The following is a 15,184-nucleotide window of genomic DNA, read 5'->3' on the forward strand; positions in this document are numbered from 1 at the left end:
CCCAGCAGAATCGGCGACATCGCCCGCGCAGCGCTTGTCCTCACCCATTTCGAGCACAACTACCTACCGGCAATTCGCTGAGATCACGTCAGTGAGCGAAGCCGGAGCGAAAGGTCGCCATCATGGAGTCGAAGCTCCTCGGAGAGGCTCGGTTATCCAGATCCTGTGAATCGGTGTCACTGGCGCGATCTGAAGTGCGCAAGTGGCTCGGCTGGGACCATCCCGCTGTCGAAGATGTGACTCTGGCGGTTTCAGAGCTGGTGACAAATGCCATTATTCACTCGGATCGGGGTCGTACGGGTGGCCTGATAGGGCTCACCCTGACCACCACGGAGAATCTCCTTCGCGTGGAGGTCTCCGACCCCGGTTCGGCTTTCACGGCTCCTCACCTCGCGGCGGAGATGAACGTCCAGCCGAGCGCGAACATGGACAGTGGTCGTGGGCTGTTCATCGTCAACGAGCTTTCCGAAGGGCGCTGGGGAACGCGCAAGCACGGCCACGGCCGGACCGTGTGGTGTGCCATCGCCGTGAGTCCGTCCACCTCCGACCCGTCATCGGCCTCCATCTCGTCCGCTCTTCCGGCACTCCACGCCTGAGGTGATGGACTCTCATCGGCGAGTGCCACCGCTCGCCGAGAACTTTCCGAAGACCGCCCCCGGCAGGGGAGTGACATGCGGAACTTCCCCGTCAGCCGCGTGTCCCCTTCCGCACCCCCAGGAAACCCCTGCCGGGGGCCGCAGCACGGTCAGACCTGTGGCCCCGGAACCGGATCGCCGGCAACGCCGGCCGCCGGTATGAGCAGCCTGGCCCGGACGATCGCGAGGTCATCACCACTGAGGCCTGCCTTACGCAGGTAGGCATCGGCGTCGAATGACTCCAGTACGGTGAGCACGGCGGCGCGGGCGGAGGTGTTCTCTCTCGCGAGGAGTCTCTGGATGGCGAGGTCTTGGTCATCCTGCCTCAACGAGGCGAACAGCGGTCGCAGGCGGCCGGTGCTCAGCTCGGTACCGGGGCTTCGGGGAGCGATACTTCCCGCATGACCAGCGTCCTTCCTTGCGGCGATGGCCGACGGAAGTGCCGGAAAGTCGGGACGACGCTGTCGCCTTATCTCCTCACGGGTTACATTTATTGCAGATAACATCGTGATGTTGGAGGTGATCATGTCTCGTACTGGAGTTCTGGCCCATGCGACCCGCGTCGAGCCGGTCAGCGCCGATCGCGAGGTGCTCGCCGAATTACAGGCCGCTGACCGTCCCCAGGTGCAGCTAGTGCTACGCGGGGCGAGTGGGCATGACATCGTGCTTCCCGAAGGACTCGCACGCTTGGTGCTGGCGGCTGCTCAGGATCTCGCGGCGGGGAATGCCGTTCTGGCTTTGCCTGTGGAGACCCGGCTGACGCCGAACGAGGTCGCGCAACTGCTGGGGGTGTCGCGGCCCTTCGTCGCCCGGCTGCTGGACGAAGGCGAGATTCCCTCTCAGCATCTGCCTGACAGCCGTCATCGTCTGGTTCGCCTTTCGGACGTCGTGGAGTTCCAGGCTCGTCGCGAGCGCCGGGCCGAAGGGCGCCGCAGGATCATGGAAGTCGCAGAAGAAGCGGATTTGCCCTACTGACCTGCGGGAGTGCTGGCCGATGGCGCGCGTCTTCGTTGACACCAACGTGTTGTTCCCGTTCTCGCTGATGGATCTGATGCTCGCCCTGACCGAGGACGCGGTGCACACCGTGGTCTGGAGCGATCATCTGCTGGTGGAGTGGGAACGGGTCATCGTACGCGAGCAGCATCGCTCCGCATCGGCGGCGGCACGTATCAGTGCGGCGATTCGAGAGTTCTTCGCCGACACCCGCGTGTCCGAGGATGACTACAAGCACCTGCTCGGGCAGTTGGACGGTCCTGATCACGATGATCGTCACCACATGGCCGCCGCCATCGCCGGTCGCGCCCAGACCGTGGTGACCTGGAACCTCGCCGACTTTCCCACCGCGACCCTGAGCCGATACGGGCTGACCGTCACCGACCCCGACACCTACCTATGCTCGCTGCTGGCGCAGAGTCCCCACGAGGTGGTCGCTGTCCTGGCCCGGATGGCAAGGGGCAAACGCCGCCCGCCCATGACCGGGTTGGACATCACCCACTCCCTGGAGCGCGCGGGGGTACCCGTCTTCGCCGGGCGGGTGCGCGACCGCCTCGCCGTACCCGATGAGCTTTGATCGGCCGTGCCTGGTCGTCTGTGTTGCTCGGGCGGAGTCGCTGGTCGTCAGGTGAGGGTGACGGGCAGGGTTTTGATGCCGTTGATGAAGTTGGAGCGGAGTCGGTGGGCGGGGCCGGCCTGGGTGAGGTTCGGCAGGCGTTCGGCCAGGACTTCGAAGAGCACGCGGAGTTCGAGCTTGGCGAGGTGGTTGCCGAGGCAGAAGTGGGCTCCGCCGCCGCGCTGGCCGACGGCGCGCATCAGGCGCTCGGCAGTGGCTCGGACGGTCAGAGTGTGCGGGCGCTGTGGTGCCAGGTGCGGCCGGTCATCACAGAGGACCGAGTGCTCTACGTCCAGGACCGTCCGCCGTTCTCTGGCTTGAGCCTGATCCGAGGCAGCGACCGCCCCGAACCTGTGCGCGCCCCGGACGGCCACGATGGATGAGGCCCTCATGCGGTTCGGCGCGTCCGACGCCCCGACCCTGAGCAGTCGCCGAAGGAGTCGCAGACGGTGCGCCGTACCCGGCGGCAGGCCGCCATGCTCGCCGTGGGCATTCACCCGCTATCTGCGGTGCTCAGCTCGATACTTCGCCCGCACGAGCAGGCCGCGCCGTACGGTGACCACCGGGCACCTGATCGTCGCTGCGGCACCTGCTCCATCCGGCGAAAGAACGCCTGGGGCTACCCGAAGTGTGTCTTCGGCGACGGTGTCCGGGCCAGCCACGGCCTCGCGACCGAGTGCCGCGCCTGGTGGCCGGCCTGCTCCAACCATGAATGGGTGAACGATGACTGATGAGCCGACCTCCTACACCGAGCTGGCCGAGGTGCTCACCGCGTTGCCGCTGCTGATGCGCGAAGCCCGCCGCGCTCGCCACCTGAGTCAGAAGCAGGCGGCCGAGCAGATCGGGGTGGCTATAGCCACAATCCGCCGGATCGAGTCCGGCGAGGGGCTTCACGTCGGAAGCGCGCTGGCCGTCCTGCGTTGGATGGACACGGGAGAAAGCGGAAGTGGCTGACACTGGCCCCGCCGCCGAGATCACAGTTCTGGTCGCCGAACTGGCTGATCTGCTGGCCCGGCTGGAGGCGCTGCTGGCCGAGCCGGTTGCCGACCCCACCACGGGCACCATGAGCCACCACAAGGTGACCGGCTCGCCCGCGCCCTGGCACGCCGAGGCCGGGCCGCTGCTTATGGACATTCACGAGGGCATCCGCCGCCTGGAGGCGTCCCTACGGCGCGAGGTCGCCGGACACCTCGGCGAGCGCCGAGGCGGGTCCGACGGCAACACTGCGGCGGCTCTGGCCTCGATCGCCCGCCTTACCCACGGCGTGCCCGAGGACAGCGCTCGGCGTACGGCCCGGATACTGTCCAGCTGGATCCGGCGGGCCTGGGAGGTCCGGGACATCGGTGAGGCGGAGAAATGGGAGCCGCTGCGTGCTCCGGCCGGGCAGCTTCCGCCAGCCTGCCCGTACTGCCGCACCTTCTCCCTGCGGGTTGGCCGCCGGGAGGGCCGGGTTCGGTGTGCGAACCGCAGATGCGTGGACGGCGACGGCAAACTGCCGGTCGCGACGATCGACAAGAACAGGCTGAACGGGGACGCCATGCTCGTCTGGGGGATGGCCGGACGATTTATTATGGGTAGACATTATAAAGTTGTTTTTGAAATCCCTCACGCTTTTGCTGTCTGTCTATTCTTCGATAAATTCGGAATCACTGACATTCCCCTGCCCGATCTAGGTTGAACATTATTTTGCCTAGACGACATGGTCGGTCACTGAGGAAGAGCCAGAATTTCATCGCGGAGACTCTCCCACTCGCTGTGAAGAGCATTGCGGGCAGAGAGCAAGGCTTCGACATTTTCCGCACCGGTGTCTAGAGAGCGCAACGCGTGGCGGATTGCGATTGCGGCCTGCCAGCGGAGCCACGCCGGCTCAGCATCCGCAGGGCTGCCGAACCAATGGTCCTGAGCAAGGTACATCGTTTCGCTGGCGAGATCGCGCCATTCGGCGGGCGTAGGACGCTGCCCGCTGCACATCTGATCAAGGACGGCTGTCACCTCTGGGATACGCAGGTCGTAACGATCAGCTAGTCGTTCGGTCAGGTGGATCAGGAATGATCGCCGGGCGGTGGGGGATGCTTGTCGAAGATGAGTCGCCAGTTTTGGTTCGGCCGACGCGAAGGCACTTGGTGGGGTGGCTCCGGCGGGTATCGGCTGGTCGACGGCGATTACCGGTCCGGGAGAATCCAGCCATTCAAGGTTCAGCCGAAATCCGCCATGCAATTCCATGATTGCCAAGGCGGCGGCCTTACTCTCGGAGAGACTGGGTTGGCGCATTATCTCCAATTCACGTTGCGCTGCGGTGATGCTGGTGCCGAAAGGCATGTGCACGTTGAAGTATTCGCCTATTCGGAAGAGGACTTCCCCGTTCTCGACGTATATTAGCTGCTCCCCTCCTTTGGTATGCCAAGAGGCAGACCAGAGGCGACGTCCCGCACTCATCCATTGGATGAATTCTGAGTAGTTGGTGTGTGGCAATCCCGGCTCGATGAGGTTGATGCGATATTCAGATTTTACAGGAATGAAGTAATTTATACTGTTGATGCGGTCGGTCGCCATCCTAGGAGTGTCTTCCCATACCTCAGGAGGGGCCCCTCCGGATAGAGAGGTTGCGATTTCATGGAGCTCGATCGGTTTATCATCCGCGATGATCACTGTCCACGCCATACCCTCTCCCATCCATGTCTGGTCGAGTAGATTCCGGTAATGCCTGATTGCTTCATCGATTTGCATCGGCAACTCCTTCGACTATTTATATGAAAAGTCTATAGGTGGAGTGCGGTGTTCGCTCACTGCCGCACCCCACCTATAAGAAGTTTCGTCCAATTACCTTATCTGTGCTAGTTATGCCCAGGAAGAGGTGTGGTACATGCTGGCGGGTTTTCTATCTCTGTCTCGAACCGAATGTAGAAAGGTTCGGCGATAAGGATTCGATCTTTCGCAAGAAAGCTACCGAACAGAGTTCCCGCCTTTCCGTTATCAGCTCCTGGTATAGGGCATAGCGAGTACCCGGCTCTGGTTAGGTTGGCTCCAAGATATGGATTATTCCACCTCTCCCACGCCTTGGCGAACGGAAATTCGTCGCACTCCCTGTGGTCGTCGGAATAGTTACCCCAGAGCCATTCACATTCAGGACGAGTTATGCTGTTTCGATTATTGTCACCCGTTGTACTATCGATTCGATGAAGGTAATTATATTTCATATTCCTTTGCGAATCGTAGCAGCCCGGTATAGACTTCTCTTTGACTGCAGGGAAGTCGCCGAGTTTCAGCAGGCGGGGATATGTGATGTTTGGCTGATAGCATGCGTTCCAATAGTGCTTATAAGCTTCATCGTACCCATGTTGGAGCTGGTGTTCCAACGAAGGAACAGCGTCGTCGAATACGCATCCGCCATTGCCTTTACCGAGGTAACTGGCAGTATCGCAGCGAACAGTGGTTCCCGGTTCGTGGTCGTTCCGGTTCGTCGTCCAATAGTACTGAAGCCCGGGGAAGTTAGGATAGCTGGCGTATAGCTTAAACCTGCCTTTGGTGACTTTCTCCGTGTTTTTGACTGAATCTGTATGCCCCTGACTCTCATTCCAAGTGTGGATGCGTTCTGCTTTTGCCTTTGTTTCCGGGCAGCGTAGACGGAATCTGTAGGAGCCGCCCGCCCACTGACTTAGCGACTGAACTATGCTATTATTATTCGAGCCGCCATTCCATTGGGTGACATGCTCGCATTCGCTTGGGTTCTCTGCCGGCATAGCGCCCACCTGAAGGTACATTCCAGCCACCTCGGGGTTGAGTATGCTGGGAGTTCCCATGTGAACATCGATGAGGATGTCGCGAGTAGTTTCTCCACGATCCGGCCTGATACTACTACTACCACTGAAGGTATATGCGATGAACATCGCCTCAACTTCAAGAAAGGTTTTGACGCCCGGAGGCCTCGCTTTTTTGACAGTGAATGTCCCTATGGTGCACCACGAGTGACGATTCATGATCCAGCCAGAGGGCCGCTTGGCCTTATTTCTGTTAGCCTCGCAATCACTCTTGGTCATACGGCGGTACTCATTGTTCGCAGGAGGAGGCGGTAATGTGGCAGTCGCAGCAGATCGCAGTGGCTGTGCCGAATTCGACGTCGCGGTGGAGGGAACGACGGACGGCTTGACTTCACCTGTGGTGGAAGTGGGCTGCGGTTCCGCCTGGGCCTGCGCCGAGACGCTGGCGGGCGTGCCGCTGCAGGCGCCCAGGTCTCGCCAATCTCCGCTGGATCCGCTTGATCCGGGTTCTGTCCCGGTCGGCCACCCAGCCGTGGCTTCCCAGGAGTGCCCCTTCCAGGTGAGTCGAGTGCCCTTCGAATAGAACTTTCCGGCAACCCATGTCGGATAGGTGCATGCAGGGGTCGGCGTTGGCGTCGGCGTGGGTGTTGGGGTCGGGGTGGTGCCTCCGCAGGCTCCGAGGTCTGTCCATCCCGAATACACCCCTGGCTCTTGGCCGGGTTCGGCCCCATCCTCGTCGATCTTCCACACGTGTCCCTTCCAGGACACCTTGCTGAGATACTCATAGCCCTGGGTCGACACCCACGTAGGTTCCGCACAAGCAGTCGGCGTGGGCGTCGGAGTGGGGGTGGGGGTCGGGACTGGATTGGAGGTGGTGAACCGCCATGTATACGCAGCCGCCATTACGTTTCCTGCGGCATCTTTGGCCCCGCTGACCTGCGCCGAGTAATAGGTCCCGGTCAAAGGCCGCGCGAGAGTGAAGGTCAGCGTCTTGTTGTCGGTGGACATCACCGTGCTGCCTGCGGCCTGTCCTTCGTTGAGGCGATCCGTCAGTGAGAGATGCGCGTCGGTGACCGGCTCGCTGAAGGTCACCTTCACCTGCGTGTCGACCGGTACGTTGGCGGCCTCGTTGGTCGGGCTGACACTCACCACTGTTGGCGCCGTCGTGTCCACCCCCGGAGTGGGCGTCGGTGTCGGAGGTTCCTCAGGCGGTGGCCCATTTAGGAGAACATCTGCGGGTGTTGTCAGCGTTTCGGTCGAGTTGATCTTCTGCTCGTAGGCGGCTTCCCAGCTAAGGGGGGCATCGGTGGTGAGCTGGGTGGAGGCGCGTGCCCGCTGTGGGTCGTTGGCTAGCGCAACAGCCTCCTCGTAGGTGTCCACCTTCGCTTCATCCCCGTAGCTCCACGAGGCAATGGTTATCTCCGGTGCTGGCTCCTCGTACTTCACGAACAGGACGGGACCGTGGCCGTTGGCGTCGGTAACGTAGTTGGCCGAGCGGAACTCGCGCCAGTTGATGACCGGACCCTCATACAGGGCGCCCACTTGCAGGCCATAGTTGGGGGCGCCGCCGGCCCAGGCCCGGACGATGTCCTCGATGGTGTAGAACACGTCCTGGGAGCCCAGGCTGCCCGAGCAGTGATCGCCCACGGCGCTGCCCTTGGTGCCCTGCCCGCTGGTGGTCACCGCCGGCTGGTTGCTCCAGCTCAGCGTGTTGACCGACCAGTCGCTGGTGATCCGGCGGACGACGATGTCGCCCTTCTGGTCCCCGCAGGCGTGCGAGCGGTAGTTCCACGGCCGCAGGTCGGCGTTGAGGATCGGCCGGCCCATGAACGGGGCGCCGGTCAGGTCGAAGCGCAGGTAGCTGCGCCAGGTGACGCTCGGGTCGTTGGTGGGGCCGTTGGCGATGGCGTTGCCGCCGACGCCGACCAGCAGCTTGTACATGTGCTGGTTGGGGCCGCCGGTGTTCCAGGTCTTGTTGTTGATGAACGTGTCATCGGGGTAGCCGGGGCCGTACCAGTCCGTACCATCCGCGGCCAGCGTCACCGGGTAGGTGACGGCCGGGTCGGCCAGGAAGCCCGCGTCCGGCGACAGCACCAGCACCGGCCCGTTCTTCTTCTGCTCCACGGCGGTCCTCGCCGCACCGACGCGGCCGGATCCGGGGGCCTCGGCCGCCGTGGCGTCCAGCATCCGCGCCGTGGCCAGCTCGGTGACCGGCTTGTCGTCGGCCAGCACGGCCGCCTTGCCCGCGGAGGTGGTGCCGTAGCGCATCCCGGACGGCAGATCGGCGGAGATCGGCAGTTTCAACTGCTTGCCGGGGCGTTCCCGGATCACGATCTCCCGGTGGAACCCGGCCGGGGTGACGGTGACGACCAGGTCGATGCCGCGGCCGTAGGCGGACTCGTACACCGCCCTGTTACCCGACAGCTTCGGGGTGGGCAGCATGCCCGGCGCGGCGATCTCCACCTTGCCAGCCGTGCCCTTCTTCACCCCGAGGGAGTCGCCCTTGGCGGTCAGCAGCGTGGTGGTGCCGCCGTTGGACAGGCTGATGTCCAGCTTGGCCACCCGGGGCTTGACGACCCCGTTCTCCACGACCAGGGTCGTGTCGACCTCTTTCCAGGCGCCGTCCTGTTGGATCCGGACGGGCTGGCTGTAGACGTAGGTGCCCACCGTCTTGCCGTCCGGATTGGCGACCGTGGTGGAGTTCTCCGTGTGCAGGCTGGCGATCTCGACCGGCTTGTTCTGTCGCTCGGCCTCCTGCTTGGCGGTTGCTACCAGGTCGGGGGCGGCGGTCGCCTTCGCTGCGGGAATAGTGGGCGTAGGTGTGGGAGTGGGATCGGCGATGGCGGGTGCCGCCATCAGGGAGGTGGATAGCCCCAGCGCGGCTATCAGGGAGGTGCGGCGGTAGCTGCGGGCTAACACGCCGGACCTCGGGGGATGTGTGTTCACTCCGGCCTTTCATGATTGATCCAATCAAGCCGGATGATCTTTGCATGAATTCAACGTAAAGACAAAGTTTTTTCTAGTGCATGAGTGGCTACTAAACGTGTTATTTGGGAGTGAGAAAGCTGTGTCTGACAAGCTTATTGAAAACTGATCGACGCATATGATCGCAGCTTCTCGGTGGCCGCAGCTGACATCGCCGACTGCTTTGGTGTGACGCCCCGCAGCGTCCATGCTTATCGGCTGTGTGGCAAGAACGGCGAACCTGACGGCCTGTCTGAGGAGGACAAAGCGCTCGGTCGGACCCCGGCGTGGAAGCCGTACCGCTCATCCTCTGGGACAAGCAGGAGCGATACGGGCAGGGTGTTGGTGGTGGTCGGTCGCGCAAGGCGTCTCGGGTTGAGAGTGACCGGCTTGGCGGAGAGGCATCGTAAACAAGGAGAAAGCCAAAATGTAGGCGCGCCTGGCTAACTGGAGTCCACCGCCGTGGATTTCGGTTCGGACATTAGTCCCTTGACTCGTTCGCGGGTGGATAGATCCGGCTTCCACTTGCGGAGTGACCTAGTCCATTCCAGTGAGGTGTGCTCAATAACTCTCAGATCCGTCGAGATCTCTGAGAGCTGCGCCTGAACCTGCCTTACTTCATCTGTAAGTTTTACAGGGTGCCGGGCGGTGGAGTTCAAGAAGTTCCTGGCCATGACAGATAAGCCGGCGTCCGCCGAACTGGATGTCCACCTGGTGTGTGACAACTATGCCACGCACAACACTCCGGAGATCAAGGCGTGGCTGAGGACCCGAGATGATCTCGTTGAGGGCGCCGGCATTTTCGCCGATCTGCCCGCCGTACCCGATGAGCCTTGATCAGTCGCTCCCGGCCGCTGTGTTTCGTCAGGTGAGGGTGATCGGCAGGGCTTTGATGCCGTTGATGAAGTTGGAGCGGAGCCGGTGGGCGGGGCCGGCCTGGGTGAGGTTCGGCAGGCGTTCGGCCAGGACTTCGAAGAGCACGCGGAGTTCGAGCTTGGCGAGGTGGTTGCCGAGGCAGAAGTGGGCTCCGCCGCCGCCGAAGCCGATGTGCGGGTTGGGGTCGCGGCCGATGTCGAAGACGTCGGGTGAGGCGAACACGTCCTTGTCCCGGTTGGCGGAGCTGTAGAACACCACGACTTTGTCGCCCTCGCGCACCTCCTGCTTTCCGATCATCGTGTCGGCGGTCGCCGTACGGCGAAAGAGGTTGACCGGGGAGACCCAGCGGACGATCTCGTCGGCCGCGGTGCGGGCGAGGGAGGGGTCGGCGACCAGCCGGGCCCATTCCGAAGGGTGCTCGAAGAAGGTGAGCATGCCGCCGGAGGCCGCGTTGCGGGTGGTCTCGTTGCCCGCGACGACCAGCAGTAGCACGAACAGGTCGAACTCGTTCTCGTCGAGGGACTCGCCGTTCTCGCCGGGCTGCAGGAGCTTGGTGATGATGTCCTCGCGTGGCTCCGCGCGCCGCTCGGCCGCCAGCGTGTTGGCGTAGGTGTAGACCTCCACGGCCGCGTTCCGCCCCTCGGCGGGATCGGCCGCGTAGTCGGGGTCCTCGGCGCCGATCATCTGGTTGGACCAGGTGAAGAGCTTGTCCCGGTCTTCGACGGGGGCGCCGAGCAGCTCGCAGATCACGTAGAGCGGCAGGGGGGCGGCGATGTCCCGGACGAAGTCGACCGAGCCGTGGCCCCGGGCCTCGTCCACCAGCTCGTGGCAGATGTCGCGGATGTGCTGTTCGAGCTGGCCGATGATCCGCGGGGTGAAGCCCCGGTTGACCAGGGAACGCCGCCGGGTGTGCTCCGGCGGGTCCTGGTTGAGCATCATCATCCGCTGCAGCTGGAGCTGCTCGTCGGACACCTCGTTGAACAGGGCGAGTCTCCTGCTGGAGGAGAACAGGTCCGAGCGTCGGGAGACACGGACGACGTCCTCATACCTGGTGACGGCCCAGAAGTCGGGCCATCCGCGATCACCTTCGTGCCGGTGGACGGGGGCGTTGGCGCGCAACCATTTCAGCTGGTCGTGCGGTACGCCGTGCCGCGCGTAGAAGTCCTGGTCGACGAGGTTGACGTGGATGGCCATGGAACACCTCGGATCAGTCGAAAAGCACCACCTGGCGGATCATGTCTCCGCCCTTGTCCAGGGAGAGGACCGCGTCGTTGAGATCCTCGAATCGGATGCGGCGGGTGACCAGGCTCTCCAGGTCGAGCCGGCCGGCGCGCCACAGGCTCACGAAGCGGTTGACGTCACGCCGCAGGTCGGAGCTGCCGTAGACCGAGCTGAGGATGCTCTTGCCCTCGAACAGCAGAGAGAAGGCGTCGACCTGGAACATGTCGTCCGCGGCGCCTGCGCCCACGACGACGACGTTCCCGCCTCGGCGGGTCGCACCCCAGGCGGTCTTGATGGTGGCGGAGCGGCCCACGGCCTCGAAGGCGTAGTCGAAGCCCCTGCCCGCCGTGAGCAGGCCCTTGACCATGTCCAGGTCGTCGGGTGTCGCGGTGTGCGTGGCGCCGAAACGCTTGGCGGTCGCGTGCTTGGCCTCCACCGGGTCGACGGCGAGGATCGTGGCGGCGCCGGCCAGTCGCAGGCCCTGGATCACCGACAGGCCGATGCCGCCGGCGCCGATGACGACGGCCGAGGCCCCCTCCTCGACGCGGGCCGTGTTGATCACGGCGCCGACGCCGGTGGCCACGGCGCAGCTCAGCAGGGCCGCCAGCTCGAAGGGAACGTCATTGTCGATCTTGACGGTCGCCGCCGCGGGCACGACCAGTTCCTCCGCCCACGCGCCCAGGCCCGCGAGCGCGAAGCAGGGGCTGCCGTCCCCAAGGCGGAAACGCGGCTTGGTGAAGGCCTCGATGGTGTACGGCAGGCACAGGTACGGCTGACCGCCCAGGCAGTCGGCGCAGGTGCCGCAGGGCGCGACGAACGACAGGACGACATGGTCGCCCGGCTGGACGGAGGTGACGAGGTCGCCGACGGCCACGACCTCGCCCGCGGCCTCGTGTCCCAGCACGGCGGGGATCGAAGCCGGAAGGATGCCTTTCAGCGCGGAGACGTCGGAGTGGCAGACGCCGGTCGCCCTGACCCGGATCTTCACCTCGCCGGGATCCGGGCCGACCGTGGTGACGTCGTCGCGCAGGTCGAGCGCGGAGTCGCCGGGGGAATGCATCAGTGCTGCTCGCACGGGTCGATACCTCCCTGGACGGCCTGAAGCGGTCCGCCCGTTGTCGGTCGTGACTTAATAGAACATGTTTCAAGCATGGAGTGCTAGGCCTTGTGAAGCTTGGGTTTTGAGATGAAATCCGTTACGGCTGATGCCGTTTGGTGGGGGTGAAGCCGACCGGTATCTCCTTCACCCCGTTGATGAAGTTGGAGCGCAGGCGGCGGACGCCGCCGGTGGGCCGGATGTCGGGCATGCGGTCGAGCAGGGTGTCGAAAAGGATGCTGAGCTCCATGCGTGCCAGGTGGGTGCCGAGGCAGAAGTGGGCTCCGCCGCCGCCGAAGCCGATGTGCGGGTTGGGGTCGCGGCCGATGTCGAAGACGTCGGGTGAGGCGAACACGTCCTCGTCCCGGTTGGCGGAGGGGTAGAAGACGACGACTTTGTCGCCCTGCTTGATCTCCTGGCCGCGGATGACGGTGTCGCGGGTGGCCGTACGGCGGAAGAGGTTGACCGGGCTGGCCCAGCGGACGATCTCGTCGGCCGCGGTGGGCAGCAGCCGGCGGTCCTGCCGGAGCCGTTGCCACTGGTCGGGGTTGTCGAAGAAGGCGAGCATGCCGCCCGAGGAGGCGTTGCGGGTGGTCTCGTTGCCCGCGATCGTGAGGAGCAGGATGAACAGGTTGAACTCGGTGTCGGAGAGGGTTCTGCCCTTCTCGTCCGGCTGGAGGAGCTTGCTCGCGATGTCGTCACGCGGGTCGGCGCGCCGCAGGTCGGCCAGCTTCTGCGCGTATTCGTAGATCTCGGCGGCGGCCCTGGTGGCGTCCTCGGGGGTCGTGGTGAACTCCGGGTCGTCGAATCCGATGAGCCGGTTCGACAGCTCGAAGACGAGCTTGCGGTCCTCGGGCGGGGCTCCCATGAGCTCGCAGATCACGTAGGCGGGCAGGGGGGCGGCGATGTCCGCCACGAAGTCGGCGCTGCCCCGGCCGGCGACCTCGTCGATGAGGTCATGGCAGATGTCGCTGATGTGCTTCTCAAGCTTCTTGACCATCCGCGGGGTGAAGGCGCGGTTGACGAGGCTGCGCAGCCGCGTGTGGTCGGGCGGGTCCATGAACAGCATCATTTCCCGCTGCATGGTCAGGTCCTCGTCGCCGTACTCCTCGAACATCGCCGTGCGTTGCCAGGAGGAGAAGAGCTCGGAGTTCCGGGAGATCTGGACGATGTCCTCGTGTCTCGTCACCGCCCAGAAGCCGGGCACGCCTTCGTGGGGGTCCGGGTGCCAGTAGACGGGCGCGTTCTCCCGTAGCCAGCGGAGTTGTTCGTGGGGGATCCCGCCCGCCTCGTAGACGTCGGGGCTGATGACATCGATCTCAGGGGGCATGGGGCTCCTCCGTGACACAAGGAATTGAAACAGGTTCTATTCCGTCTGAGTGGACACGTCAATATCTAGGTAGCCCCCGGAGAAGAATGAAGAACTTGTTCTTGCATGTCGCGCCGCTCGGGGGCTTCGCGAGGTCGCAGGTCGTCGTGCCCAGTGCTATCGTCCAAGCAAGCGTTCGGTCAACAGCTGGCATCCAGGGAATGCGGCGCGACGTTCCCCACGGCTCCGTGAGTCAGGAGAGGTGGAATGCACGTACAGGATCGGCTCTACATCGACGGCGGCTGGGTGGCGTCCCGTGGGACCGATGTCATCGAGGTGGTCTCTCCGCACACGGAGGAAGTGATCGGCCGGGTGCCCGACGGCACGCCCGCCGACATGGACGCGGCGGTGGCCGCGGCGCGCGGGGCGTTCGACACCGGGCCCTGGCCGCGGATGGAGCCTGGCGAGCGGGCGGCGCTGATGGGCCGCCTCTCCGAGCTCTACGCGGCCCGGCAGCCGGAGATGGCGGAGATCATCACCGCCGAGATGGGGTCGTCCATCACCTTCTCCCAGATCGGGCAGGTGCCGATCGCGCATGCGGTACTGGACTTCTACGCCCGCCTGGCGGACTCCGTCGCCTGGGAGACCGAACGGCCGGGCATGCTCGGGCCGGTCACCGTCAGGCGGGAGCCGGTCGGCGTGACGGCCGCGATCGTGCCCTGGAACACGCCCCAGTTCCTGATCATGACGAAGCTGGCGCCGGCGCTGCTCGCCGGATGCACGGCGGTCGTCAAGCCCGCCCCCGAGACACCCCTCGACGCGCATCTGTTCGCCCAGCTCGTGGACGAGGCGGGGTTCCCGCCCGGTGTCGTCAACATCGTGCCCGCGGGACGGGAGACCGGGGAGCATCTCGTCCGGCATCCGGACGTCGACAAGGTGGCGTTCACCGGCTCGACCGCGGTGGGCCGCCGCATCGGTGCGATCTGCGCCGAGCAGATGAAGAGGTGCAGCCTTGAGCTGGGCGGCAAGTCCGCCGCCGTCATCCTGGAGGACGCGGACCTCGACACCTACGTCGGCTGGCTGCCGATGGCGGCCTTCCTGATCAGCGGGCAGGCGTGCGGGGCGCAGACCAGGGTGCTCGCGCCCCGCGGCCGGTTCGACGAGGTGGTCGAACGCGTGGCGGCCTACGCCCGCTCCGCCAGGCTCGGCGACCCGTTCGACCCGGCCACCGAGATCGGGCCGCTGGTGACGAGCCGGCAGCGTGACCGGGTGGAGGGCTACATCCGCCTCGGCCAGGAGGAGGGAGCCAAGCTGGTCGCCGGCGGGGGCCGGGGCGGGTTCGACCGCGGCTGGTACGTCGAGCCGACCGTCTTCGCCGGTGACAACTCGATGCGGATCGCGCGCGAGGAGATCTTCGGGCCGGTCCTGGTGGTGATCCCCTACGAGGACGAGGACGAGGCGATCCGGATCGCCAACGACAGCGAGTACGGCCTGTGCGGATCGGTCTGGACAGCCGACGAGCGGCACGGGATGGAGGTCGCCCGCCGGATCAGGACCGGTGTGTGCGGCGTGAACATGTTCATACTCGACCCGGCCTCCCCGTTCGGAGGGGTCAAGGCCAGCGGCGTCGGCCGCGAGCTGGGACCCGAGGGGCTGGACGGCTACCTCGAGTACAAGTCGATCCCCCGAACCGGTTGACCGGACGGAAACACCGTA

Annotated in this window: 15 protein-coding genes; 8 read left to right on the forward strand and 7 right to left on the reverse strand. The window is 64.5% G+C overall.

The features are described from left to right. The first annotated feature begins 122 nt into the window (after window positions 1-122). The gene (locus ACFY2X_RS42945) at window positions 123-596 is read left to right on the forward strand and encodes an ATP-binding protein (protein ID WP_389949820.1); all 474 of its coding nucleotides are present in this window, start codon (window positions 123-125) and stop codon (window positions 594-596) included. Window positions 597-745: 149 nt separating this feature from the next. Here the strand turns inward: ACFY2X_RS42945 and ACFY2X_RS42950 are convergent, their stop codons facing one another. Continuing rightward, window positions 746-1,162: a hypothetical protein gene (locus tag ACFY2X_RS42950; RefSeq protein WP_389949822.1), complete on the reverse strand. Its 417-nt coding sequence runs from the start codon at window positions 1,160-1,162 to the stop codon at window positions 746-748. Here ACFY2X_RS42950 and ACFY2X_RS42955 point away from each other — a divergent pair. Continuing rightward, complete coding sequence (locus ACFY2X_RS42955; protein ID WP_389949967.1) at window positions 1,155-1,610, forward strand: helix-turn-helix domain-containing protein; 456 nt, start codon at window positions 1,155-1,157, stop codon at window positions 1,608-1,610. The two genes, ACFY2X_RS42950 and ACFY2X_RS42955, sit on opposite strands and share 8 nt — an antisense overlap. Before the next feature lie 19 nt (window positions 1,611-1,629). Next, window positions 1,630-2,205, forward strand: coding sequence for a PIN domain-containing protein (locus ACFY2X_RS42960; RefSeq protein WP_389949824.1), 576 nt, complete (start codon window positions 1,630-1,632; stop codon window positions 2,203-2,205). A 47-nt stretch (window positions 2,206-2,252) separates the two neighbouring features. Here ACFY2X_RS42960 and ACFY2X_RS42965 read toward each other — a convergent pair whose 3' ends face one another. Continuing rightward, window positions 2,253-2,444 (reverse strand): hypothetical protein, encoded by a 192-nt coding sequence (locus ACFY2X_RS42965; RefSeq protein WP_389949827.1) that lies wholly within the window; start codon window positions 2,442-2,444, stop codon window positions 2,253-2,255. 249 nt (window positions 2,445-2,693) lie between these two features. Here ACFY2X_RS42965 and ACFY2X_RS42970 point away from each other — a divergent pair, with 249 nt between their 5' ends. The 3 genes from ACFY2X_RS42970 to ACFY2X_RS42980 are packed head-to-tail and all read left to right on the forward strand — an operon-like array spanning window position 2,694 to window position 3,922. After that, window positions 2,694-2,975, forward strand: coding sequence for a hypothetical protein (locus ACFY2X_RS42970; protein ID WP_389949829.1), 282 nt, complete (start codon window positions 2,694-2,696; stop codon window positions 2,973-2,975). After that, a complete protein-coding gene (locus tag ACFY2X_RS42975) occupies window positions 2,968-3,198 on the forward strand; it encodes a multiprotein-bridging factor 1 family protein (protein ID WP_389949831.1) in 231 nt (76 codons plus the stop codon). Before ACFY2X_RS42970 ends, ACFY2X_RS42975 begins: the two co-directional genes overlap by 8 nt. Continuing rightward, window positions 3,191-3,922, forward strand: coding sequence for a hypothetical protein (locus ACFY2X_RS42980; protein WP_389949833.1), 732 nt, complete (start codon window positions 3,191-3,193; stop codon window positions 3,920-3,922). The genes ACFY2X_RS42975 and ACFY2X_RS42980 overlap by 8 nt, the downstream gene beginning before the upstream one ends. Before the next feature lie 29 nt (window positions 3,923-3,951). Here ACFY2X_RS42980 and ACFY2X_RS42985 read toward each other — a convergent pair whose 3' ends face one another. After that, the gene (locus tag ACFY2X_RS42985; RefSeq protein ID WP_389949836.1) at window positions 3,952-4,971 is read right to left on the reverse strand and encodes a hypothetical protein; all 1,020 of its coding nucleotides are present in this window, start codon (window positions 4,969-4,971) and stop codon (window positions 3,952-3,954) included. Between the two features lie 107 nt (window positions 4,972-5,078). Beyond that, a complete protein-coding gene (locus ACFY2X_RS42990; RefSeq protein WP_389949837.1) occupies window positions 5,079-8,921 on the reverse strand; it encodes an Ig-like domain-containing protein in 3,843 nt (1,280 codons plus the stop codon). 693 nt (window positions 8,922-9,614) lie between these two features. Here ACFY2X_RS42990 and ACFY2X_RS42995 point away from each other — a divergent pair. Continuing rightward, a complete protein-coding gene (locus ACFY2X_RS42995; RefSeq protein ID WP_389949840.1) occupies window positions 9,615-9,803 on the forward strand; it encodes a hypothetical protein in 189 nt (62 codons plus the stop codon). A 27-nt stretch (window positions 9,804-9,830) separates the two neighbouring features. Here the strand turns inward: ACFY2X_RS42995 and ACFY2X_RS43000 are convergent, their stop codons facing one another. The 3 genes from ACFY2X_RS43000 to ACFY2X_RS43010 all read right to left on the reverse strand — a co-directional run bounded on the left by ACFY2X_RS43000 (window position 9,831) and on the right by ACFY2X_RS43010 (window position 13,489). Further along, entirely contained in the window at window positions 9,831-11,036 is a 1,206-nt protein-coding gene (locus tag ACFY2X_RS43000) for a cytochrome P450 (RefSeq protein WP_389949843.1), read from the reverse strand. Between the two features lie 13 nt (window positions 11,037-11,049). Further along, window positions 11,050-12,138, reverse strand: a complete 1,089-nt coding sequence (locus ACFY2X_RS43005; protein ID WP_389949846.1) for an alcohol dehydrogenase catalytic domain-containing protein — start codon at window positions 12,136-12,138, stop codon at window positions 11,050-11,052. Window positions 12,139-12,259: 121 nt separating this feature from the next. Further along, complete coding sequence (locus ACFY2X_RS43010) at window positions 12,260-13,489, reverse strand: cytochrome P450 (protein ID WP_389949848.1); 1,230 nt, start codon at window positions 13,487-13,489, stop codon at window positions 12,260-12,262. Window positions 13,490-13,735: 246 nt separating this feature from the next. Here ACFY2X_RS43010 and ACFY2X_RS43015 point away from each other — a divergent pair, with 246 nt between their 5' ends. Continuing rightward, entirely contained in the window at window positions 13,736-15,166 is a 1,431-nt protein-coding gene (locus ACFY2X_RS43015) for an aldehyde dehydrogenase (protein WP_389949851.1), read from the forward strand. The last annotated feature ends 18 nt before the right edge of the window (window positions 15,167-15,184 follow it).

Origin of the sequence: Streptosporangium sp. NPDC000396, assembly GCF_042898655.1 — a bacterium.
Classification (GTDB): domain Bacteria; phylum Actinomycetota; class Actinomycetes; order Streptosporangiales; family Streptosporangiaceae; genus Streptosporangium.

Excerpts from the sequence above, each read along its gene's own strand:
- ACFY2X_RS42945 (WP_389949820.1), top strand. The coding sequence starts at position 123 with ATGGAGTCGAAGCTCCTCGGAGAGGCTCGGTTATCCAGATCCTGTGAA.
- ACFY2X_RS42950 (WP_389949822.1), bottom strand. The coding sequence starts at position 1,162 with ATGATCACCTCCAACATCACGATGTTATCTGCAATAAATGTAACCCGT.
- ACFY2X_RS42960 (WP_389949824.1), top strand. The coding sequence starts at position 1,630 with ATGGCGCGCGTCTTCGTTGACACCAACGTGTTGTTCCCGTTCTCGCTG.
- ACFY2X_RS42965 (WP_389949827.1), bottom strand. The coding sequence starts at position 2,444 with ATGCGCGCCGTCGGCCAGCGCGGCGGCGGAGCCCACTTCTGCCTCGGC.
- ACFY2X_RS42975 (WP_389949831.1), top strand. The coding sequence starts at position 2,968 with ATGACTGATGAGCCGACCTCCTACACCGAGCTGGCCGAGGTGCTCACC.
- ACFY2X_RS42985 (WP_389949836.1), bottom strand. The coding sequence starts at position 4,971 with ATGCAAATCGATGAAGCAATCAGGCATTACCGGAATCTACTCGACCAG.
- ACFY2X_RS43000 (WP_389949843.1), bottom strand. The coding sequence starts at position 11,036 with ATGGCCATCCACGTCAACCTCGTCGACCAGGACTTCTACGCGCGGCAC.
- ACFY2X_RS43010 (WP_389949848.1), bottom strand. The coding sequence starts at position 13,489 with ATGCCCCCTGAGATCGATGTCATCAGCCCCGACGTCTACGAGGCGGGC.
- ACFY2X_RS43015 (WP_389949851.1), top strand. The coding sequence starts at position 13,736 with ATGCACGTACAGGATCGGCTCTACATCGACGGCGGCTGGGTGGCGTCC.